Origin of the sequence: Brevundimonas sp., assembly GCF_050729455.1 — a bacterium.
GTDB lineage: Bacteria > Pseudomonadota > Alphaproteobacteria > Caulobacterales > Caulobacteraceae > Brevundimonas.
On the sequence record NZ_JBOHLI010000013.1, the window covers coordinates 34,297 to 55,658 of the forward strand.

Consider the following 21,362-nt stretch of genomic DNA (forward strand, 5'->3'; position numbering starts at 1 on the left):
GATGACCTTATTCGCCCTTGGCGATTTGATAGCGGCTGATTGACACGTCGCGGTCGGCAATCTCTCCGCCACGCGTTTTGTAGGCGCGGGCGATAGCCGTCGTGTGACTGTCTCCCAGAATGAGAAGGTCAGACACCGGGTGGTTCAACTCAAGATCGGGTTGCGAAGCGGTCGGGTCAGTCGCGCGAGGATGTACGACGGTTTCCATCTGTAACGCCTTATCGCTTTTCACGCAGTGGTTTCGGCATTTTTTGTAGCGGACGGACTTACGGATCACCGTCCGGCAGGCCGGCCAAATCCACCAGCCTGATGCTGAGGTTGTGCTCCTTGGCCCTGAGCGCCGCGATGCGTTTGTCGATCTCGATCATGCCTCCGCTCTAGCGGTCAAAAACTCCGTCCTCAAGCGCCGTCCACCCACGGCCTCGCTAGCCCTTCATGAGGCACACATGGAAGTCCTTGGTGTTGTCCACGTGCTCGATCGAGAAGGCTGAGTAGCCCAGTTTTTCAACGGCCCACTCGCAAACGCGGGACATTCCCGCATTCGAATAGAAGTGCACATGAATCGAAGCCTGGCTGGCTTCCAGCTTGCGGGCCAGATCTTGGGATTCGCGCGCCTTGCCATAGGCTTCGTAGTGCCGAGGCAGGACATCGAATGACCTCGACGCGTATTCCTCCTCCAACTCGGCGATCGTGGTCTCCTCCATGAGGAAGTCCTTTGAGCCGATGTAATCTGGAACGACCATCACGATCCTGCCGCCGGGCTTCAAGAGCGACGCCCATCGTTCAAGGTGACCGAGAGGATTGGCCAGATGTTCGAAGACATGGCTAGAGAAAATGAAGTCCAAAGTTTCCGGTTCAGCCGGAATGAAATGGGCGTCGCCGACGACATAGTGCTTGCTCAGCGCAGGATCAAAGCTCACGCTCTTGCCGCTAGCATACATCTCTCCCCATTTGTCGGGGTGAGTTTGTTCTACGTATGTTACAGACAGCCCGTCTGACGGAAGGACCTGCGGGCGCGGCCCGGGCCCGATCTCCACTCCGGTCCCGGAGCACATTTGCACGAATTGGCTTCGGTCGAGGACCGTGTTGTTGGCGACGAAAATGTCGCCGGTCGTCGTCGGGTCCGCAGCGACTTCAACGTCCAGAGGTCCAGCGAAAGGCTCTCTTGGCCAGGGAATGTGAATTTCTTGCAGGTTGATGGCGGGGCGCATGACGCTCGACCCCAGAATTTCGCCCGTGCCGGAGCAGCGAACATTGACGCGCATTTTGCCCGCATCGCCGTCAGCGTAAGCATACCACCCCACAGTTGCGGGGCGCTGCTTGAAGGGATTGCACTCCGTCGCCCTCAGAACCGTAAGGCCGGCGCCCGTACCGGCGGGCAAGGTCACGCCGCGCCACTTCCTTCCCTCGATCTTCTTCGAGGAGATGGAGGCGGCCTCATGCGTCAGAAGGCGCCGATGAGCATTGGACAGTAGATAGTGCAAATTCATGGAATCGTCTCCGAGGCCGCGCAATCTAGCCGTGACAGAACCCCGGCAAATGTAAACGGGCTGGTCATATGCGACGGGCACCCCATCGCCTTGGCGCAGTCACTGCCGAAGCCATTTTCGGCTGGCGCATCGCGGCGGGGCCAGCGCAGTTTATTTTCATCACGACCACGCACCCTTTCTGACGGGCTCGCGTTAGGGAGAAAGAATACGGGGGATGGGGTGCGTATACTCGCCAAGACAATAGATCTGGTCGCGGCGTTCGATGCTTCGCCCAATCCTTATATGCTGGTGGACGACCAGTTGCGTTATGTCTGGATGAACCAGGCCTATCTGGACGTCACCAAACGCCGCCGCGAAGATCTGATCGGACGGCGCGTCACTGACGCCTTTGACGCAGGCCCCGGCGAAGCGGCCGCCGAGAATGCTCGCCAACTGCGTCACTCGCTCGAAAAGGTTCTGGAGACCGGTCAGGCTGATCATCTGGCGGTGCTGCGCTACGCCATCCGTCCCAGCGGCGGCTCGGCCTACGAGGACCGCTACTGGAGTTGCACCCAGACGCCGATCAAGGACGCCGAGGGGCGCGTCACCCATATCCTGCAACACACCACCGACATCACGGAATTGGAGCAGTTGCGACGTCAGGTCGTGTTCCAGACGCCGTCCGAGCCCAGCACGGCCCTGGACATCATGATCAGCGGCGACGTCTTCCGTCGCGCCCTGACGGTCCAGGCCGACAATCGGCGGCTGGCGAGCGAGCGCAACCAACTGCTGGATATGTTCATGCAGGCGCCGGGCTTCATGGCGGTGCTGAGCGGTCCCGACCATATCGTCCAGATGCACAATCCGGCCTTTGGTCAGTTGCTGGGCGGCCGCGAAATCACCGATATGTCGCTGCGCGAGGCGGCGCCCGATCTGGACAGCCAGGGCTATTTTGACTTCCTCGACGACGTGCTGAACACCGGCGAGCCGTTCAGAGGCAGCCAGAGCCGAATGCCGGCGCCCCAGGGGTCCGACGGGCCGACGGCCACCCGGTTCCTGTCCTTTGTCTGCCAGCCCATCCGCGACGCCGGCGGCGAGATCGCCGGCATCTTCATTCAGGGCCACGATGTGACCGACAGCGTCCTGGCCGCCGAACGCCAGAAGCTGATGATCGACGAGTTGAACCATCGGGTGAAGAACACCCTGGCCACGGTCCAGTCCATCGCCATGCAGACGGCACGCTCGCACGGCGATCCCCGCTCCTTCGCCGAGACCTTTCAGTCGCGCATTCTGTCGCTGTCGCACACCCACGACCTGCTGACGCGCAGCCACTGGGAGGGCGCCGACCTGCGCGAGGTTCTGGAGCATGAGACGGCGGCGCACGGCCTGCACCGCCTGACCCTGAACGGGCCGAACGTGGCGCTGGACCCGGCCATGGCCGTGTCCCTGGGGATGATCTTCCACGAGCTGGCGACCAATGCCGCCAAATACGGCGCTCTGTCGTCGGGCGAAGGCCGGGTGCTGGTCGACTGGTCGGTCGTGGAATTGGCCGACCCGCGCCTGACCATCACCTGGCGCGAGACCGGCGGACCGTCCGTGGCGACGCCCGACCGACGCGGCTTCGGCAGTCGGCTGATCGAACGCAACGTGCGTCATGATCTGGCCGGAACGGTCCAGCTTCATTATCCTGACATTGGGTTCACGGCGGAGATCACCATTCCGCTGGACAGGGAAACGCCATGACCAACGCCTTGCAGGGCCGTCGCGTGCTGGTCATTGAAGACGAGTCTCTGGTGGCCATGCTGCTGGAGACGATCCTGGACGACATGGGCTGCGCCGTGGTCGGCCCCGCCTCCAACATCGACGACGGGCTGAGAACCGCCACCAGCGAAGCGGCGCTGGACGCCGCCCTGCTGGACGTCAACGTCGCGGGCCGCGAGGTCTTTCCGGTGGCCGAGGCGCTGAAGGCGCGCGGCGTGCCCTTCGTCTTCTCAACCGGCTACGGCGAGGCGGGTCTGCCCGAACACTGGCGCGGCCACCCGACGATCCAGAAGCCCTTCACCGAGGCCGCCATTCGCGAAGCCCTGATGAAGGCGCTGAACATCAGCCTGGTCTGATATCCTTCAAAATGGCGCGGGCCGCGTTGTGGCCGGGCGCGCCCGTCACCCCGCCGCCGGGATGGGCGCCCGAACCGCACAGGTAGAGCCCCGGGACCGGCATCCGGTGATCGGCGTGACCCAGCACCGGCCGGGCGCTGAACAACTGATCCAGTGTCAGCCGCCCGTGGAAGATGTCGCCGCCGATCAGGCCGAAGCGCCGCTCCAGATCGCGCGGCCCCAACGCCAACCGCCCGACCACCGAGGCCTTGAAGCCCGGCGCGTGGGCCTCGACCGTCTCGATCATCAGGTCGGCCACGGTGTCGCGATGTTCGTCGGCCAGATCGGGCGAGACGTGCTGGCAGAACAGGCTGGCGACGTGCTGGCCCGACGGCGCCAGGCTGTCGTCCAGGGTCGAGGGGATCAGCATCTCGACGATGGGCTTTGACGACCAGCCGTTCAGGCGCGCCTCGGCATGGGCGCGGTCCATATAGGCCAGCGTCGGCGCGATGATGATGCCCGCCGTCAGGTGATCGCCCGCCCCCGGCAAGGCGGTGAAGCGCGGCAGTTCGGACAGGGCCAGGTTCATACGGAAGGTGCCCGAGCCCGAGGCGTAGCGGCTCATCCGCTCGGTGAAGTCGGCGGGGACCACGGCCGGATCAACCAGCCGGTCGAACAGCAGGCGCGGGTGCAGGTTGGAGACGACGGCGCGGGCGCGGACTGCGTCGCCCGCCTCGGTCACGACGCCGACGGCCCTGCCCTTTTCCGTCAGCACCTCGGCGACCGGCGTGTCCAGCCGGATGTCGACGCCCTGTTCGGCGCAGGCGGCGGCCATGGCCTGGGTGATCGCCCCCATGCCGCCGACGGCGTGGCCCCACGCCCCCCTCTTGCCGTTCACCTCGCCGAAGACATGGTGCAGCAGGACATAGGCCGAGCCGGGGGTGTAGGGGCTGGCGTAGTTGCCGACGACGCTGTCGAAGCCGAACAGGGCCTTGATCGGATCGCTCTCGAACCAGCCGTCCAGCCAGTCGCCCGCCGACTTGGCGAACAGGTCCAGCAGGTCGCGCTGCGCCGCCAGACCCAGGCCCGAGACCCGCCGCCCCAGCGAGGCCGCCTTCAGCATCTCCGGCAGGGCCGCCAGCCAGCCGCCCTCGACGACGTTCGGCGGCGTGGTCAGGATCAGGTCGCGCAGGATGGCGGCCACCGTCTCCAGCCGCGCCTCATAGTCGGGCAGACGTTCCGCGTCGCGGGTCGAGAACTTGGCCACCTCGGCCTGGGTCCGCCCCTCGCCCGTCAGCAGGTAGCGGCCGTCGTCGAAGGGCAGGAAGTTGGCGGCGCGCCGCTCGACCACCCGCAAGCCGTGGCGCGGCAGGTCCATGTCGGCGATGACCCGCGGGTTCAGCAGGCTGACGGTATAGCTGGCGGTCGAGTTGCGGAATCCGGGATAGAACTCCTCCGTCACCGCCGCCCCGCCGACGACGCCGCGCCGTTCCAGCACCGTGACCTTCAGCCCCGCCCGCGCCAGGTAGAAGGCGCAGACCAGCCCGTTGTGGCCCCCGCCCAGGATGACGACGTCCGTCTGTGATTGCGCCATCCTGTTCGCTTCCCCCAAATCGAAGTGAGGACGCTAGCATCAGACTCGGCGCGGGGTGAACCATCCGTCCGGGGTGCGCTGCACCGACCCGGCCACGGCCAGAACCGCCAGGGTTTGTTCGATCTGATCCTCCATCCGCCGCCCGTGCCGCCCGCCGAACCGGGCCGCCAGGGCGCGCGGGCCGACGGGGACACCTTCCTGCCGCAGAGCGTGCAGCAACGCGGACGCCATCGCCCCCGGCGCCTCCGGCAAGGGCGGCAGGCTGGCCGCGGCGTCCAACGCCGCCTCGATCTGAACCGGTCGGCGGGACGTCTTGACCCGGCTCGTCTGGAACTCGGGACGCAGGAAGCGCACCTCGCCGCGCGCCTCCTCGGCTGCGCGTTCCCGGTTCAGGGCGACCAGCCGCACCATCGCCTCCTGCACCGACAGGTCGGCCGGCCAGCCGTAGGCGGCCAGCACCGCCGCATCCAGGCGACGATGCAGATGATCCAGCAGGCCGATGCAACCCGCCTCATGCACAGCGCGCTCCGCCTCGGTCAGCGGGCCACCCGCCGACAATCGCGCTCTGGCGTTGTAGAGGCCGGTCATGGACAGGAAGGCGTGGCGCGCCAGCACGCGCGTTCGCAGCTCATCGACCTCGCCAGCCAGAACCGCGATTTCGGCCCCGGCTCGCCCTTCTAGATTCGGGAAGGGAAAGGCGTCAAAGCAGGCTCCCTTCGTATAGACCGGACGGTCTTCCAGCGTCCCGCCCTGCGCCAGCGCCCAATCGCCGTGCAAAAGCGACGACAAGACGCCCAGGACAGCCGAGCTGTCCGACGCAATGCAGACCAGCCGGTTGTCGGGCAGGATGTCGGCTTCCATAAACTGGAACCACCGATGCTTGGCGGTCTCGACGGTGGCGATGTAGCGCGGCAAGCCCTCCAGCGCCGGGCGCAGCTCGCGGCGCGGCTCGCCGAAGATCCACCAGTTGTCGCGGTACGACGCCCGATTGTTGCGGTCCCGCTCGGGCTTCACCGTCTCGAGGACGTGCTGAAAGATCGCCGGGTGCCGCCGCCGCACCTCGGCCTCATCCCAGCCGAACAGGTCGATGACGTTTACACCGCGCGGACGGTCCGCCAAATCGCGCCCGTTGCGATAGGCCCGGATCGGCGAGGCCGCCTCGGGCTCAGACGCGGACAGCAGAGCCGCTGCACGATCCGGCGCGACGATGAAGCCGGCGCCGTGCAGCTTGACCCCCGGCGAACACAGCAAGGCGTTGGCCTTCAGCGCGACGGCTTCGGTCACGTCCACGCCTACGGTCAGATCAGCCGACACGGCGCCGCGCGCCTCGCTGAAGACGATCTCGGGCGCGTCGGTGTGCAGACCTGTTTCGGACATGACGGTCAGCAGCCGCCCCTGTCCGTCCGGCTCGCCGCGCTCGGCCACGGTCATGGCGATGCGGACTGCGGCCCGGTCGCCGCCCTTGATCCAGGGGTGGTCAGGGATGGCGAAGACCAGCCGCATCGGCGGCGCACCCTTCAGATGATGCTCCAGCACCCGGCGGGAAAAGGTCTGGGTGATCGAGTTGGTGGTGATGAAGCCGAAACGACGCAGCTTGCTTCCTCGCGTCGTCAGGATGTCCGCGGCCCGGTCCCACCAGGCCGTCACCAGATCGGCCGAGCGGAACCGCCCCTGCCGCACGTGCCACAGGGCGTCGACATAGCCGTCGCCCAGTTCGCGTCTCAGATCCTTGCCGCCAATGAAGGGCGGATTGCCGATGATGAAGTGGACGTCCGGCCAGGGTGTCGGGCTCGGATCAATCAGGCGGACGACCTCGCGTTCGTCGGCCACAGAAAACAGCACGGGCGCGTCGCCGTCCTTGCGTCGAGGCCGGGCGCGCGTGACCGGGCGGCCGATGGCGTCGCGAACCAGCTCCTCGCGCGACCAGGACAGCAGGGCGTCGATCTGACGGATGCGCTCGAAATTGCGCAGGATCGGTTCGGACGGCTTGGCGTCGCCATAGACCCGGAAATGCCACTGCAGATAGCCGATCCACATCACCATCTCCGCGATCCAGGCGGCGTAGGCGTTTTTCTCCAGGCCCCAGAACTGTTCCGGACTGACCGTATGGCCGTCCAGCGCCAGGGTCCCTTGCGCCTCGCCCATCTCGGCCAGAACAGCCAGGACCTCGCCCTCAAGCTCCTTCATCATCCCCATGGCGACATAGAGAAAATTGCCGGTGCCACAGGCCGGGTCCAGCACGCGGATGCGGCAGAGATCGCGATGGAAGTCTCGCACCAGCCTGCGCGCGCTCTTGTGATCGCCGGCGACGTAGCGGCCGATGGCGCTGGCCTCGGCGGCCTCCCAGTCGGCCCGCAACGGCTCCATGATCGTCGGCTCGACCAGGCGTTCGACATAGGCGCGCGGGGTGTAGTGGGCGCCCAGTTCCGCCCGCTCGTCCGGGGCCAGGGCCTGTTCCAGCAAGGTCCCGAAGATGGCGGGTTCGACCGAGGCCCAGTCTCGCCGGGCGGCGGCGATCAGGGCCTCCAGTTCGTCCTCGGTGATCGGCAGGACGGCGGCGTGGCGAAACAGGCCGCCGTTGAACCGGCGCAGGGTCTGGCGGATGGCCGAGCAGTGCCCGCCCTCGTCCATGCGCCGAAAGAAGTCCCCCGCGCCCAGATGGAACTGGTCCGCGTGGCCGCGATAGCCTTCCAGAAAGCGGCGGAAGCCCTTGTCCTCGATCAGGCCGACGCTGTCGGCGAACATGGCGAAGATGCACTGCATGACGAACAGGGCCGTCTGATTGGCGCGCGCCGCCCTGGCCACCGGATCGGGCCGCCCATCCGGTCCGGCCGGAACCCGTCCGCCGATGGAGCGCACCAGCCAGGCCAGGCGCCCGGCGATGTCGGTCGTCACCTCGGCCACGCGGGCGGCTGGGTCCAGGCTCATCGGATCAGACCAGACACGTCTCAGCCGATCCCGCACCGCCGCGTCGCGCAGGTGCGCCATCTCGATGCGATAGCGGGCGCGGTCGGGGAACGGGACATAGGCCTTTCCCTGTCGCCCGAAGTCGGACCACAGCTCGATGGCCCGCCCCACGTCGATGACGACGATGAAGGGCGGCCATTCGTCCAGGGCCTTGGCGTAGTTCTCGGCCTGACGCTTGGCGTTGCGCATCAGGGCTTCCAACCCGCCCGTCACGCCTGCGGACGCCTTGCGCCCGCGCCCCCCGAACAGGGCCAACTGAGGCTGCGGGTCCAGCGCCCCGCCCGCCCCGCGCTTGCCCGACTGCTTGGCCTCCAGCACGAAGGCGCCGCGCCGGTAGCAGTCGATATAGCCGGGGTGGCTGCCGCCGTCCTCGTGCAGGAACTTCACCGGGCGCTCGAAGCAGTAGTCGAGGTCGCCCGTCCGCTCGTCATCGGGCGCCGCCACGCCGATCAGGCGGCACAGCTGGGCGATGAAGGTCTGATAATGGGCGCGCTCGCTGATCGGCGCCTCGGACCAGCGGCGAATGAAGTCGTCTGCATCCATGGATTGTCGGCCTCCCCGCCAACAACCTTAGATTAGCTTGACTGCGAAATACAACCCTTAGGTGATTGCGCCGCCGAGGTAGCGCCGATGCAGCAGGGGCGCGCCCAGCCAATAGCAGAGCTCCGCCGGGCGGCTGATGTCCCAGACGGCCAGGTCGGCGGCCTTGCCGGTTTCGATCGTGCCCGCCTCATCCTGCAACCCAAGGGCGCGGGCGGCGTGGCGGGTGGCGCCGGCGATGGCTTCTTCCGGGGTCAGGCGGAACTGGACGCAGGCCAGGTTCAGCGCCGCCGTCATCGAGGCGACGGGCGAGGTGCCCGGATTGCAGTCGGTGGCCACCGCCATGCGGACGTCGTGCCGGCGCAGCAGGGCGACCGGCGGAAGCTTGGTCTCGCGCAGCATCAGGAAGGCGCCGGGCAGCAGGACCGCGACCACGCCCGCCTCGGCCATGGCCTGTACGCCCGGCTCGGTCGTGTGCTCGATGTGGTCGGCGGACAGGGCCTGATAGCGGGCGGCCAGCGCGGCCCCGCCGCCGTCCGACAGCTGGTCGGCGTGCAGCTTGACCGGCAGGCCCAGTTGCTCGGCCTTGTCGAACAGGCGGCTGACTTCCTCAGTGCTGAAGGCGATGGGCTCGCAATAGGCGTCAACGGCGTCGACCAGACCCTCGGCGTGGGCGGCGGGCAGGATTTCATCCACAGCCTTGTCCACATAGGCCGCGCGATCAGTTTTGTGCTCCGGCGGGACGGCGTGCAGGCCCAGGTAGGAGGTGCGGACCCGCACCCCGGCCTCGCGCCCGATGCGGCGGGCGACGCGCAGCATCTTCAGCTCGCTGTCGTGGTCCAGGCCATAGCCGGACTTGATCTCAAGCGTGGTGACGCCGGTGGCTTTTAGCCCCTCCAGACGCTTGCAGGCCGAGGCGCAGAGTTCGTCCTCAGACGCCTCGCGCGTCGCCTTGACCGAGGAGACGATGCCGCCCCCGGCGCGTGCGATCTCCTCATAGGTCGCCCCCTCCAGCCGCCGCTCGAACTCGCCCGAGCGGTCGCCGCCGAAAACCAGATGGGTGTGGCAGTCGATCAGGCCCGGCGTAACCCAGCGGCCGCCCAGACGGTCGGTGTCCACAGCCTTGTGCACAGGCAGATCCGCGCGCGGCCCGACCCAGGCGATGCGCCCGTCCTGGATCAGGATGGCGGCGTCCTCGATCGCGCCATAGGGCTGGCCGCCCTCGGTCATGGTCGCGACATGGCAGTCGGTGATGAGGCGGTCAGCGAGGATCATCGCGCAGCTGCTCCGCTCAGGATCTCGCAGAACCAGCGCCCGGCGGTCAGGGAGCCGAGGTCGCCGACTTCCAGCGAGGGGTCGTATTCGGTCAGGTCCACGGCCCGCACCTTGGGATGAGCGCCGATGGCGCGGGCGGCGTCGAAGAAGTCGTGGACCGAGACCCCGCCGGGCCGCGCGCCGGGGCTGGCGGGCCACTGGCTGCGGTCGATCACGTCGATGTCGAAATCGACGTAGATGACCTCGCACAGGGACGACAGGCGCTCCAGCTCCTCGACCACTACGGTCGCCAGACCGCGCTGGCGGCACTCGCGGGCGGTGCGGACGCTGATGCCCGCGGCCTCGGCCTTTTCATGGGCGCGGCGGGTGTTGGCGAAGGGGGCGAGGCCGACCTGACTGATCCGATGACCGTCCATGCCGTCGTCCAGCAGGGCCTGGATCGGATTGCCGTTGGTCAGGCCCTGATCCGTGTCACGCAGGTCGAAATGGGCGTCCAGCGTCAGGATGCCGACGCGGTCGAGACCCAGGGCGTGGGCGCCGGGCCGGGTGATGGCGTTGTTGCCGCCGACGAGGATGGTCAGGGCGCGGTGGGCCTGAGCGGCGACCGCGTCGCGCACCGGCTCGAAGGCGTCGAACGGCGAGACGGCCTTCAGCGCCACGTCGCCCGCGTCATGGACCTTGATCTCCAGCTCCAGCCCCGTCTCGACGTCATAGGTGGACAGGCGCGGCAGGACGGCGCGCAGGGCCTTGGGGCCGAGGTCGCAGCGGCCCGGCGTCAGCGAGCGCTCGTTCAGCGGCGCGCCGATCAGGGCGACGGAAGCGTCAGGATGGTTTCCCACCAGGTCCGCGACAGAGCGCCAGCCGAGGGCTTCAGACGGTTCGCTCATGAGGGTCATCCTTTGGTGGGAGAGAAGCGGGCGACCAGATCATAGGCCGCGCCGGGGAAAATCTGTGAGGCCCAGGTCACGCCCTGACCGTCGCGCCATGTGCGGCGCTCCAGCCGCAGGCAGGGGGCGCCATCGGCCAGACCCAGGCCCGCCGCCGTCTCACGGTCGGCGCCGACCGCCGAGATGCGATGCTCGGCCTCGGTCCAGGGCATATGGGCCAGCAGCCAGCCGCCCGGCGGCTGGGCGGTGAAGTCGGCGGCTTCGGCCTCGGGCGCGGCGCTCAGAGAGATCAGGCGGCGCTCGAAGACGAAGGGCAGGTCGTCGGCCAGATGCAGGGTCTCCAGCTCGATGACCCGCTCGCCCAGCCCCTCGTCGGGCTGCGCCGGACGCACGATCCGGCCCAGCAGGCGGTGGGAATAGGCCAGCCCCCTGCCCTCGACCTCGGACTGGATGTCGGGGATGGCGACGAGGGCCGAGGAATGCACCGGGGGATGGGCCACCACGGTCCCGGCGCGGCGCCGACGGACCACCAGACCGCGCGCCGACAGGTCCGACATGGCGCGCGACACCGTCATGCGGGCGCAGCCGTATTCCGCCGTCAGCTCGGCCTCGGTCGGGATGCGGAAGCCCGGCCGCCACTCGCCCGAGGCGATGCGGCGCTCGATGTCGCCCGCAATGCGACGATGAAGCGGCTCCTGATCCATGACGCGAAACTGCCCCTTGCGCGCATTAATGTCTAGACATAACACTGAGCCCGACGCACGACGGCGACCGACGCCGCATGGAGGAATCGATGGCCACGCCCAACACCCGCATCATCCGCAGCCCGCGTGGGTCTGAAAAGACCGCCAAGACCTGGGCGGCCGAAGCCGCCATGCGGATGCTGATGAACAACCTCGACCCCGAGGTGGCCGAGCGTCCCGAGGACCTGGTCGTCTATGGCGGCATCGGCAAGGCGGCCCGCAACTGGCAGGCCTTCGACACCATCGTCGATCAGTTGCAGAAGCTGGAAGCCGACGAGACCCTGCTGGTCCAGTCGGGCAAGCCGGTCGGCGTCTTCCGCACCCATGCCGACGCGCCGCGCGTGCTGATCGCCAACTCCAATCTGGTGCCCAAGTGGGCGACCTGGGAGCATTTCAACGAGCTCGATAAGAAGGGCCTGGCCATGTACGGCCAGATGACCGCCGGCTCGTGGATCTACATCGGCACCCAGGGCATCGTTCAGGGCACCTATGAGACCTTCATGGAGGCGGGCCGCCAGCACTATGGCGGCGACTGGTCGGGCAAGTGGATCCTGACGGCGGGCCTGGGCGGCATGGGCGGCGCCCAGCCCTTGGCCGCGACCATGGCCGGCGCGTCGTGCATCACCATCGAGTGCCAGCGCAGCCGCATCGAGTTCCGCCTGCGCACCCGCTACGTCGACGTCATGGCCGAAACCCTGGACGAGGCCCTGGCGCTTCTGGAGCAGTCGTTCAAGGACAAGAAACCCTTGTCGATCGGTCTGTTGGGCAATGCAGCTGACCTTCTGCCTGAAATGGTCAAGCGCGGCGTCCGCCCCGATCTGGTGACCGATCAGACCAGCGCCCATGACCCGGTCAACGGCTACCTGCCCTCGGGCTGGACCGTCGCCGAGTGGGAAGAAAAGCACGTCAGCGACCCCGCCGCCGTCGAGGCCGCTGCGCGCAAATCCATGGCCGTCCACGTTCAGGCCATGCTCGACTTCCACGCCATGGGCATCCCCACCACCGACTATGGCAACAACATCCGCCAGGTCGCCTTCGACGAGGGCGTGACCAACGCCTTCGACTTCCCCGGCTTCGTGCCCGCCTATATCCGCCCGCTGTTCTGCCGCGGCATCGGCCCGTTCCGCTGGGCCGCCCTGTCGGGTGATCCCGAGGACATCCGCAAGACGGATGAGGCGATGAAGAAGCTGTTCCCCGACAACGCCGGCCTGCACCGCTGGCTGGACATGGCCAGCGAGCGCATCGCCTTCCAGGGCCTGCCCGCCCGCATCTGCTGGATCGGTCTGGGCGACCGTCACCGCGCGGGTCTGATGTTCAACGAGATGGTGGCCTCGGGCGAACTGAGCGCGCCCATCGTCATCGGCCGCGACCATCTGGACAGCGGCTCCGTCGCCAGCCCGAACCGCGAGACCGAGGCCATGATGGACGGCTCGGACGCCGTGTCCGACTGGCCCCTGCTGAACGCCCTGCTGAACACCGCGTCAGGCGCGTCCTGGGTGTCGCTGCACCACGGCGGCGGGGTCGGCATGGGCTACTCCCAGCACTCGGGCGTCGTCATTGTCGCTGACGGTACGCCGGAAGCCGCCAAGCGTCTGGAACGCGTCCTGTGGAACGACCCGGCCACCGGCGTCATGCGCCACGCCGACGCCGGATATGACATCGCCAAGGACGCCGCGCGCGAACACGGCCTGAACCTGCCGAGTTTGACGTGACCGGATAGCCCTCCCCCTCGAGGGGGGAGGGTTGGGTGGGGGTGAACCCTCCACCCCTTCCTTGAATGGCTCTGGAGGTGCCGCCTCCCGCGCCCTTGATTGCAGGCCCGCTGCCTACACCCCATCCCCGGCCCTTCCCCCTCGAGGGAAGGGAGGAGAAGAAGAAATGACGAAGATTATTATCGGCCAAGACCCGCTGACTCTTAATCAGCTGCGCCAAGCCCTGAACGGTCCCGTTCAGGTCGAACTCACGCCCGCCGCCTGGGCCAACGTCGAAAAGGGAGCGGCGGTCGTCGCCGCCATCCTGGCCGAGGGCCGCACGGTCTATGGCATCAACACCGGCTTCGGCCTGCTGGCCAACACCAGCATCGCCCCGGAAGACCTTGAAACCCTTCAGAAGAACCTGGTGCTCAGCCACGCCTGCGGCGTCGGCGCGCCGCTGGACGAAAACGTCACCCGCCTGCTGATGGTGCTGAAGATCGCCAGCCTGTCCAAGGGCGCCTCGGGCGTGCGTCGGCACACGCTGGAGACCCTGATCGGCATGGTCAACGCCGGGGTCCTGCCGCTGATCCCGTCCAAGGGTTCGGTCGGCGCCTCGGGCGACCTGGCCCCGCTGGCCCACATGAGCTGCGTCCTGATCGGCGTCGGCGAGGCCCGTTATCAGGGTCAGACGCTGGACGCGGTGTCGGCCCTGGCCAAGGCCGGGCTGTCGCCGGTCGTCCTGGGCCCCAAGGAGGGTCTGGCCCTGCTGAACGGCACCCAGTGCTCGACGGCCCTGGCCCTGACCGGCCTGTTCGCGGCCGAGGACGTCTTCGCCGCCGCCATCGCCGCGGGCGGCCTATCGGTCGACGCCCTGCTGGGTTCGGACGCGCCGTTCGATCACCGCATCCATGCCCTGCGCGGCCAGCCGGGTCAGATCGACGTGGCCCGTCGTCTGCGCGAACTGCTGACCGGCAGCGCCATCCGCGACAGCCACCGCCACGACTGCGCCAAGGTGCAGGACCCCTACTCGCTGCGCTGTCAGCCGCAGGTCATGGGCGCGACGCTGGACGTGCTGCGCAACGCCGCCGCCATGCTGGAACGCGAAGCCAACGCCGTGACCGACAATCCGCTGGTCTTCATCGAGGACGGCGACGTCATCTCGGGCGGCAACTTCCACGCGGAACCTGTTGCTTATGCAGCGGATCAGATCGCCATGGTCCTGTGCGAGATCGGCAATATCTCCGAGCGCCGCACCTCCATCCTGGTCGACCCCAAGATGACCGACCTGCCCGCCTTCCTGGTCAAGGACAGCGGCGTGAACTCGGGCTTCATGATCGCCCAGGTGACGGCGGCGGCTCTGGTGGCCGAGAACCGCATGGTCGCCCACCCCTGCGTCATCGACACCGTGCCGACCAGCGCCAATCAGGAAGACCACGTCTCGATGGCCACCCACGGCGCGCGCCGCCTACTGGACATGGCCGCCAATACGGCGACCGTGGTGGGCATCGAACTGCTGGCCGCAGCGCAAGGCATCGACTTCCGTCGTCCGCTGACCTCGTCGCCGGAACTGGAACAGACCTACGCCATCGTGCGCGAGGCGGCCGAGCCCTATGCCTCCGACCGCTACTTCGCGCCGGACATCGCGCGGGCGACGGACGGGGTGCGGGCCGGTCGTTACCGCGCCTTCGCCGGCGACCTGCTGCCTTCGGCCTAAGGCCGCGTTGCAGCCCAAGGAAAAGGCCTCGGCGGAACCGCCGAGGCCTTTGTCGTATCCAGTCCTGACGGCCCGCGATCAGCGCATGATCGAGACGGTGGCCGTGTATTCGCCCTCTTCGGCGGCGCTCAGGGTGTTGGCGCGGAAGGAATAGGTTCCCGGCCTCAGGTCCTGGACGATCAGGGCGCTGGTGCGGCCGCCGCTGTCGTCGTCGCTGGCCAGGGAGTCGCCGTCGCATTGCGGCCCCTCGTACAGCGACAGATAGGCGTCGAACTCCGGCGCATCCAGACGAACGGCGACGCGGCCCGCGCGGGCGACGGTCAGGGCGTAGCAGTCGTAGAAGGAGCCGTCGCCGGCGCGGCGATCGCTGACCTCCAGCCGGCCCTGACGGCTTTCGCCGACGGCGATAGGCTGGACCTGGGTGGTCGGCCGCACGCGCTCGCCCGCCGAGACGGTCAGCTGATAGCGGCCGGTCTCGCCCTCGCTGAGCGTATTGGCCTTGATGATCCACAGGCCGCCGCCGGAGGAAAAGCGCAGCTGCGAATTGGTGCCCATGTCGGGGCCGTCGTCGTTGGTGACGGTCGTCTCATCGCAGTCGGCGCCGGGACCGGCCGACAGATAGGTGTCGAAGTCCGACGAGCTGAGCGTCACCGTATAGGCTTCATCGGCATTGGTCTGGATGACGTAGCAGCGGTAGTGCGAGCCGTCGCCCATGCGGGCGTCCTTGGCGCTGAAATTGCCCTGCACCGTCTGGCCGGGGCGGATGGTGCTCTGTGCCGAGGCGGCGCCGGCCGCGGCCAGGGCGGACGCCAGAACGGTCGTCATCAGAAGGGCGCGCATGGGGGAGGTCTCCGAAGGTTGAACCATCGCCTGTAGCGCGAGGGCTCTAAACGACTGATTTATCGCGCCGCCAGCAGCGGCGCCCGCTTGAGCGCGCCCAGGTTGGCGGCGTCGGTGCAGAAGCAGACCGTGCGCAGCTGGCGGATCACCACCTGGAAATGCGCGACCACCGCCTCGGTCGAGACGGTCGCCGCCTGGATGACGCCCGAGGCCATGCCCACCACGTCGGCGCCCAGGCGGACGGCCTTGGCTGCGTCGACCCCGTCGCGGACCCCGCCGGAGCCGATGATCAGGGCCTCGGGCAAGGCGTTGCGCGCCTCGGCGATGGCGCGGGCGGTGGGGATGCCCCAGGCGGCGAAGGCGGCGGCGTGGACCTTGTCCGCCGGATCGGTGGCGCGCTCGCCCTCGATCAGGCCCCAGTTGGCGCCGCCGGCCCCGGCCACGTCGATCCCCGCCGCCCCCATGGCGATCAGGCGCTGGGCGGTGACGGCCGATATGCCCGCCCCCGTCTCCTTGACGATGACCGGCGCGTCCAGATCGCGGATCAGGGCCTGCAGCGCGGCGCCGACGCCCCACCAGTCGCGGTCGCCCTCGGGCTGACAGGCTTCCTGCAAGGGGTTCAAATGCACCACCAGGGCGTCGGCCCCGATCATATCCAGCGCCCGCCTGGCCTGATCCAGGCCAAAGCCGCGCGTCAGCTGGGCCGCGCCGATATTGGCCAGGATCGGCGTGTCCGGCGCCCGGTCGCGCAGGGAGCGATCCAACCCGCCCGTCGCCCCGCCCTCGATGGCGGCGCGCTGCGATCCGACGGCCAGGGCGATGCCCAGATGCTGGGCGGCTTCAGCCAGGCGGGCGTTGATGGCCTCGGCGCGTGCAGGCCCGCCGGTCATGGCGCTGATCAACAGAGGCGCCTGCAGCCGCCGCCCCAGGAAGTCGGCGCCCAGGTCGATCTTGGCGTGGTCCAGATCCGGCAGGGCCTCGTGGACGAAGCGCCAGTCGTCGAAGCCGCTCGCCAAGGCGTGCCGCCCGCCGCCGGACAGCACCACGTCGAGGTGCTGGTCCTTGCGGCCCAGGATCAGGTCGTCGCTCATCTCTGAACGGTCAGGGCTGACGCTCGACCGTCAGGACATAGCCGCCGGTCGAGTTGGGGGCGAAGCTGCGGGCGCGCACGACATAGGTTCCGTCGCGCGGCGCGGTCCAGTCCAGCCGGGCGTGGGTGTCCGACAGACTGTCGTCGTCCTCGGCCAGACCGTTGAAGTCGCCGTCCTTGTCCTCGCCCACCTCGACCACCGCGTCGAAGACGGCGGAGATCAGGGTGAAGCGCAGCTTCTCGTCCGCCTTGGCCTTGAAACTATAGGCGTCGAAGTAGACGCCTTCGTCGTTCAGGGCGTCGTTTTCGGTCAGGGCGCCGCGCGCCGTGGCCCCGATCAGCAGGCTGCCGGCCGCCGGTTCGGGGCCGCGATCAATCAGCTCCAGCGAATAGAGGCCCTTGCTGTCCTTGCCGAAGGGCGAGGCCCGCAGGACATAGTCGCCCGTCTTGGGCAGGGTGAAGGTCAGGCGCGCGTCCGTCCCCTGGCCCAGGCCGTCGTCGTCGGTCGCCAGAGGCTCGGCGTCGTCGTCGCCCGCGTCGCGCAGCTGCAGCAGGGCGTCGAAATCGCCCGAGCGCAGGATGGCCTGAACCCTCTGCCCCTCGGTCCCGCTGAAGGTGTAGCCGTCGAACAGCCGACCCTCGTCGTCCGTGCCGTCGCCATCGGCCAGTTCGCCCTGCACCGTCTGGCCAAAGGCGATGGCGGCGGGAGGCGGCGGCGGCGTCACCTCCTCGATCTTCAGCGAATAGCGGCCCGTGGCGTCCGAGAAGCCACGCGCCTCGACCAGATAGTCGCCGTCCTCGGCCAGGGTGTAGGTCAGGCGGGCGTTCAGCTCGCCGCCGCCGTCGTCGTCGGTGGCCAGGCTGTTGCGATTGGCGTCGAACAGTTCGAGGTAGCTGTCGAAATCGTCGGCGTTCAGGCTGATCGCCACCCGCTGCCCGGCGCGGCCGGTGAAGCGGTAGAGGTCGGCCGGGGCGCCCGAGTCGCTCCTGGCGCTGTCCTCGTTCAGGCGACCGTCGACCTCTTCGCCGACCGTGATCGGCCGGGCGGTCGGCGCGGGCGGCCCCTGCTCCAGCGACAGGCGATAGTCACCCTCGGCGGCGCCGGCGACCGAGGCCGCCTGGATCACGTATTCCCCGGCCTGGGGCGCGGTGAAGACCAGGTAGGAGTTCAGCCCCTTGCCCGCGCCGTCGTCGTTCTGGGCCGCCTGCACGAAACCGCCGTTGATCATGCGCCCGACGCGGACCACCGGATCGAAGTCGTCAGCTTCCAGCAGGACCGCCACCCGGTCCCCGGCGTTCGCCCGGAAGGCATAGGCGTCAAAGACATTGCCGTCCTCGTCCTCGGCGTCGCCGCTGGTCAGGCGGCCCGAGACATCGCCGCCGACCGTGATGCGGCCCGGGCGCGGCTGACGCGGCGCCACGCGCTCGCTGAGAGCCAGGGTGTAGGCGCCGGTTTCCAGTCCCGAGAAGGGCCGCGCGCGCACGATGTAGACTCCGTCGCTTTCCGGCGTGAAGCGCAGGCGGGCGTTGGTCCCGCTGCCGGCGCCGTCGTCGTCGGAGGCCAGGGGCTCGCCCGAGGCCCGTCCCTCGGCGTAGATCGCCAGATAGGGGTCGAAGTCGCTGCTGCGCAGTTCGGCCTGCAGCCGCTGACCAGCGCGAAGCTGCACGCGGTAGTCGTCGTAGCGGTAGGCTTCGTCGCCACGTGTGCGGGCGTCCCCGTCCTCCAGCCGCCCGCGGACCTCGGCGCCGATGCGGATGTCGGCGGCGCCCGCTTCCGAAGATTGGGCCAAGGCGGAACCGGACGACAGGAGGGCGACGGCGCTGACCGCCCCGAACAGGGCCCCGAACTGAGAATGACGCATGAAAACCTCTTTGCTGGCGCTATCATAGACGCCGAACCGCAGCGGCTGTAAATCGCGGCCACGCTTTCCAGTTCCCGAGCCCTTGGAGCCGATCATGGCTGACGAACCCGCCCGCGCCTCGCTGATCGACGGCAAGGCCTTCTCGCACACCCTGGTCGAGCGCGTCGCCGCCGCCGCCGCGCGTCTGCAAACCGCCCGCGGGATCAAGCCCGGCCTGGCGGTGGTCATCGTCGGCGAGGATCCCGCCAGCCAGCTCTATGTTCGCAACAAGGGCGAGACGACGCTGAAGGCCGGGATGCGGTCGGACACCCACCGCCTGCCCGACACCACGACCCAGGCCGAGCTTCTGGCCCTGATCGCGGCGCTGAACGCCGACACGGGCATCCACGGCATCCTGGTGCAGCTGCCCCTGCCCAAGCATATCGATTCGGCGGCGGTCCTGGGCGCCATCGACCCGGACAAGGATGTGGACGGCTTCCACGTCGTCAATGTCGGGCGTCTGGCGGTCGGCCTGCCGGGCATGATCCCCTGCACCCCGCTGGGCAGCCTGATGCTGCTGAAAGACCAACTGGGCGAGCTGTCCGGCCTGAACGCCGTCATCGTCGGCCGCTCCAACATCGTCGGCAAGCCGATGGCCCAGCTGCTGTTGGCCGAAAGCTGCACCGTCACCGTGGCCCACTCGCGCACCCGCGACCTGCCCGCCCTGTGCCGGACCGCCGACATTCTGGTGGCCGCCGTCGGTCGCCCCGAGATGATCAAGGGCGACTGGATCAAGCCGGGCGCCACCGTCATCGACGTGGGCATCAACCGCGTCCCCTCGCGCGATCCCGTCAAGGCCGCCGAGGGCAAGACCCGCGTGGTCGGCGACGTGGCCTTCGATGAGGCGGCTCTGGTTGCCGGACGCATCACCCCCGTCCCCGGCGGCGTCGGTCCCATGACCATCGCCTGCCTGCTGGCCAACACCTATACCGCCGCCTGCCGCTCGGTCGGCGTGACGCCGGACGATCTGAACGCTTGAAGCCGGGCCGTAGTGGTCCGATAGTCCTCCCCGAACAGCGATCATTTCGATCGTCGGAGGACTTTCATGGCTGGATTTTCGTCGCGTAACACCGCCGTCATCGTCGCCCTGGCCCTGACCCCCGCCGTCGCGGGGTGCGGCTACAACACCATTCCGACCAAGCAGGAGCGGGCCGAGGCGGCCTGGGCCGACGTCCAGAGCCAGTATCAGCGCCGCTCGGACCTGGTGCCGAACCTGGTCGCCACCGTGCAGGGCGCGGCCATTCAGGAACGCACCACCCTGACCCAGGTGATCGAGGCTCGCGCCAAGGCCACCAGCGTCAACATCGACGCCTCGCAACTGGATAACCCCGCCGCCTTCCAGCAGTATCAGCAAGCGCAGGGCGAGCTTTCCAGCGCCCTGTCGCGACTGCTGGTGACGGTCGAGGCCTATCCGCAACTTCAGGCCAATCAGAACTTCCTGACCCTGCAGTCGCAGCTGGAAGGCACCGAGAACCGCATCGCCGTGGCGCGCCGCGACTACAACGAGGCCGTGCGCGACTACAACACGTCGCTGCGCACCTTCCCGACTGTGATCTGGGCCAAGACCCTGCACGGCGGCTCCAAGGCGATGCAGCTGTTCACCGCCACGGCCGAGGCGCAAAGCGCGCCGACGGTCAACTTCAACCTCGGCGTTCCGGGCGCGCAACCGGGCGGCAGCGCACCCGCGACTTCGCCGGGGGCCGCGCCCGGTTCGCCCCCGCCCGCGGCGGCTCCGGCTGCGGCTCCGGCGGCCTGATCCGCCCGACATGACCCCTTCCGCCCTCGCCGCGAGGGACCGCAGCGCGCCGGATCTGATCCCGGCGCTGCTGCTCGGCCTCATACTGTGGCTAGCGGCCCTGCCCGCCTTCGCCGCGGAGATCCGGTTCCCCGCCCTGACCGGTCGGGTGGTCGATGACGCCCAGTTGCTGACGCCGGAACAGGAACAGGCCCTGACCGGCAAGCTGGCGACGCTGGAGCAGCAGACCGGCGACCAGCTGGTCGTCGTCACCCTGCCCTCGCTGCAGGATCAGGAGATCGAGGACTTCGGCTATCAGCTGGGGCGTCACTGGGGCATCGGGCAGAAGGAGAACGACGGCGGCGCCCTGCTGATCGTCGCGCCCAACGAACGCAAGGTGCGGATCGAGGTCGGCTATGGGCTGGAGGGCGTGCTGACCGACGCCTATTCGTCGTTGATCATCCGCAACGACATCCTGCCCGCCTTCCGCACGGGCGACTATGCCGCCGGCATCATCGCCGGGACCGACGCCGTCATCGCCCAGCTGACCGCCGATCCGGCCGAGGCCCAGGCCCGTGCGGCGGAGGCGAAAAGCGCGGCCAGCGAGCGCGAGGCGCCGATCCTGCCCGCCCTGATCATCTTCCTGATCTTCTTCTTCCTGTTCATCAGTCTGGTCCAGGCGGCGGCGGGCGGGCGGCGGCGGCGCGGCAAGAACGACGGCCTGACGCCTATCCTGATCTGGGCCGCCAGCGAGGCGCTGAGGAGCCAGGGCCGCGGCGGACGTGGCGGCGGCTGGGGCGGCGGCGGAGGCGGTTTC

The 21,362-nt window shown here is 68.4% G+C and carries 17 protein-coding genes; 7 read left to right on the forward strand and 10 right to left on the reverse strand.

The annotated features are described in order from the left end of the window. Positions 1 to 7 precede the first annotated feature (7 nt). Positions 8 to 208: a hypothetical protein gene (locus tag ACREEF_RS05200; protein WP_431564545.1), complete on the reverse strand. Its 201-nt coding sequence runs from the start codon at positions 206 to 208 to the stop codon at positions 8 to 10. A gap of 217 nt (positions 209 to 425) precedes the next feature. Next, entirely contained in the window at positions 426 to 1,490 is a 1,065-nt protein-coding gene (locus ACREEF_RS05205; protein ID WP_431564546.1) for a class I SAM-dependent methyltransferase, read from the reverse strand. A gap of 219 nt (positions 1,491 to 1,709) precedes the next feature. Between ACREEF_RS05205 and ACREEF_RS05210 the strand changes: the two genes are divergently transcribed. Continuing rightward, a complete protein-coding gene (locus ACREEF_RS05210) occupies positions 1,710 to 3,212 on the forward strand; it encodes a sensor histidine kinase (protein ID WP_431564547.1) in 1,503 nt (500 codons plus the stop codon). Further along, positions 3,209 to 3,586: a response regulator gene (locus tag ACREEF_RS05215; RefSeq protein ID WP_431564548.1), complete on the forward strand. Its 378-nt coding sequence runs from the start codon at positions 3,209 to 3,211 to the stop codon at positions 3,584 to 3,586. Before ACREEF_RS05210 ends, ACREEF_RS05215 begins: the two co-directional genes overlap by 4 nt. Here the strand turns inward: ACREEF_RS05215 and ACREEF_RS05220 are convergent. The 5 genes from ACREEF_RS05220 to ACREEF_RS05240 are packed head-to-tail and all read right to left on the reverse strand — an operon-like array spanning position 3,573 to position 11,532. Further along, on the reverse strand, positions 3,573 to 5,159 hold the full coding sequence (locus tag ACREEF_RS05220) for a phytoene desaturase family protein (protein WP_431564549.1): 1,587 nt from the start codon (positions 5,157 to 5,159) through the stop codon (positions 3,573 to 3,575). The two genes, ACREEF_RS05215 and ACREEF_RS05220, sit on opposite strands and share 14 nt — an antisense overlap. Before the next feature lie 39 nt (positions 5,160 to 5,198). Then, complete coding sequence (locus ACREEF_RS05225; protein WP_431564550.1) at positions 5,199 to 8,669, reverse strand: class I SAM-dependent DNA methyltransferase; 3,471 nt, start codon at positions 8,667 to 8,669, stop codon at positions 5,199 to 5,201. Positions 8,670 to 8,726: 57 nt separating this feature from the next. After that, entirely contained in the window at positions 8,727 to 9,938 is a 1,212-nt protein-coding gene (gene hutI, locus ACREEF_RS05230) for an imidazolonepropionase (RefSeq protein WP_431564563.1), read from the reverse strand. Next, complete coding sequence (locus ACREEF_RS05235; RefSeq protein ID WP_431564551.1) at positions 9,938 to 10,828, reverse strand: agmatinase family protein; 891 nt, start codon at positions 10,826 to 10,828, stop codon at positions 9,938 to 9,940. Before ACREEF_RS05235 ends, hutI begins: the two co-directional genes overlap by 1 nt. Positions 10,829 to 10,833: 5 nt before the next feature. Continuing rightward, positions 10,834 to 11,532: a UTRA domain-containing protein gene (locus tag ACREEF_RS05240; protein WP_431564552.1), complete on the reverse strand. Its 699-nt coding sequence runs from the start codon at positions 11,530 to 11,532 to the stop codon at positions 10,834 to 10,836. 89 nt (positions 11,533 to 11,621) lie between these two features. Here ACREEF_RS05240 and hutU point away from each other — a divergent pair, with 89 nt between their 5' ends. Together hutU and hutH are read left to right on the forward strand one after the other, a co-directional pair. Next, the gene (hutU, locus tag ACREEF_RS05245; RefSeq protein ID WP_431564553.1) at positions 11,622 to 13,283 is read left to right on the forward strand and encodes a urocanate hydratase; all 1,662 of its coding nucleotides are present in this window, start codon (positions 11,622 to 11,624) and stop codon (positions 13,281 to 13,283) included. Positions 13,284 to 13,449: 166 nt separating this feature from the next. Then, entirely contained in the window at positions 13,450 to 14,979 is a 1,530-nt protein-coding gene (hutH, locus tag ACREEF_RS05250) for a histidine ammonia-lyase (protein WP_431564554.1), read from the forward strand. Positions 14,980 to 15,057: 78 nt separating this feature from the next. Here hutH and ACREEF_RS05255 read toward each other — a convergent pair whose 3' ends face one another. From ACREEF_RS05255 to ACREEF_RS05265, 3 genes are read right to left on the reverse strand one after another with little or no spacing between them, the layout of a single operon-like run. After that, entirely contained in the window at positions 15,058 to 15,819 is a 762-nt protein-coding gene (locus tag ACREEF_RS05255; RefSeq protein WP_431564555.1) for a peptidase, read from the reverse strand. Between the two features lie 59 nt (positions 15,820 to 15,878). Beyond that, the gene (gene fni / locus ACREEF_RS05260; RefSeq protein WP_431564556.1) at positions 15,879 to 16,910 is read right to left on the reverse strand and encodes a type 2 isopentenyl-diphosphate Delta-isomerase; all 1,032 of its coding nucleotides are present in this window, start codon (positions 16,908 to 16,910) and stop codon (positions 15,879 to 15,881) included. A gap of 10 nt (positions 16,911 to 16,920) precedes the next feature. Further along, a complete protein-coding gene (locus ACREEF_RS05265; protein WP_431564557.1) occupies positions 16,921 to 18,771 on the reverse strand; it encodes a PPC domain-containing protein in 1,851 nt (616 codons plus the stop codon). Positions 18,772 to 18,865: 94 nt separating this feature from the next. Between ACREEF_RS05265 and folD the strand changes: the two genes are divergently transcribed. From folD to ACREEF_RS05280, 3 genes are all read left to right on the forward strand, one after another. Continuing rightward, positions 18,866 to 19,789: a bifunctional methylenetetrahydrofolate dehydrogenase/methenyltetrahydrofolate cyclohydrolase FolD gene (folD, locus tag ACREEF_RS05270; protein WP_431564558.1), complete on the forward strand. Its 924-nt coding sequence runs from the start codon at positions 18,866 to 18,868 to the stop codon at positions 19,787 to 19,789. A gap of 66 nt (positions 19,790 to 19,855) precedes the next feature. After that, positions 19,856 to 20,566 (forward strand): LemA family protein, encoded by a 711-nt coding sequence (locus tag ACREEF_RS05275; RefSeq protein ID WP_431564559.1) that lies wholly within the window; start codon positions 19,856 to 19,858, stop codon positions 20,564 to 20,566. Positions 20,567 to 20,576: 10 nt separating this feature from the next. Beyond that, a partial coding sequence (locus ACREEF_RS05280; RefSeq protein ID WP_431564560.1) for a TPM domain-containing protein occupies positions 20,577 to 21,362 on the forward strand: 786 nt, incomplete at its 3' end.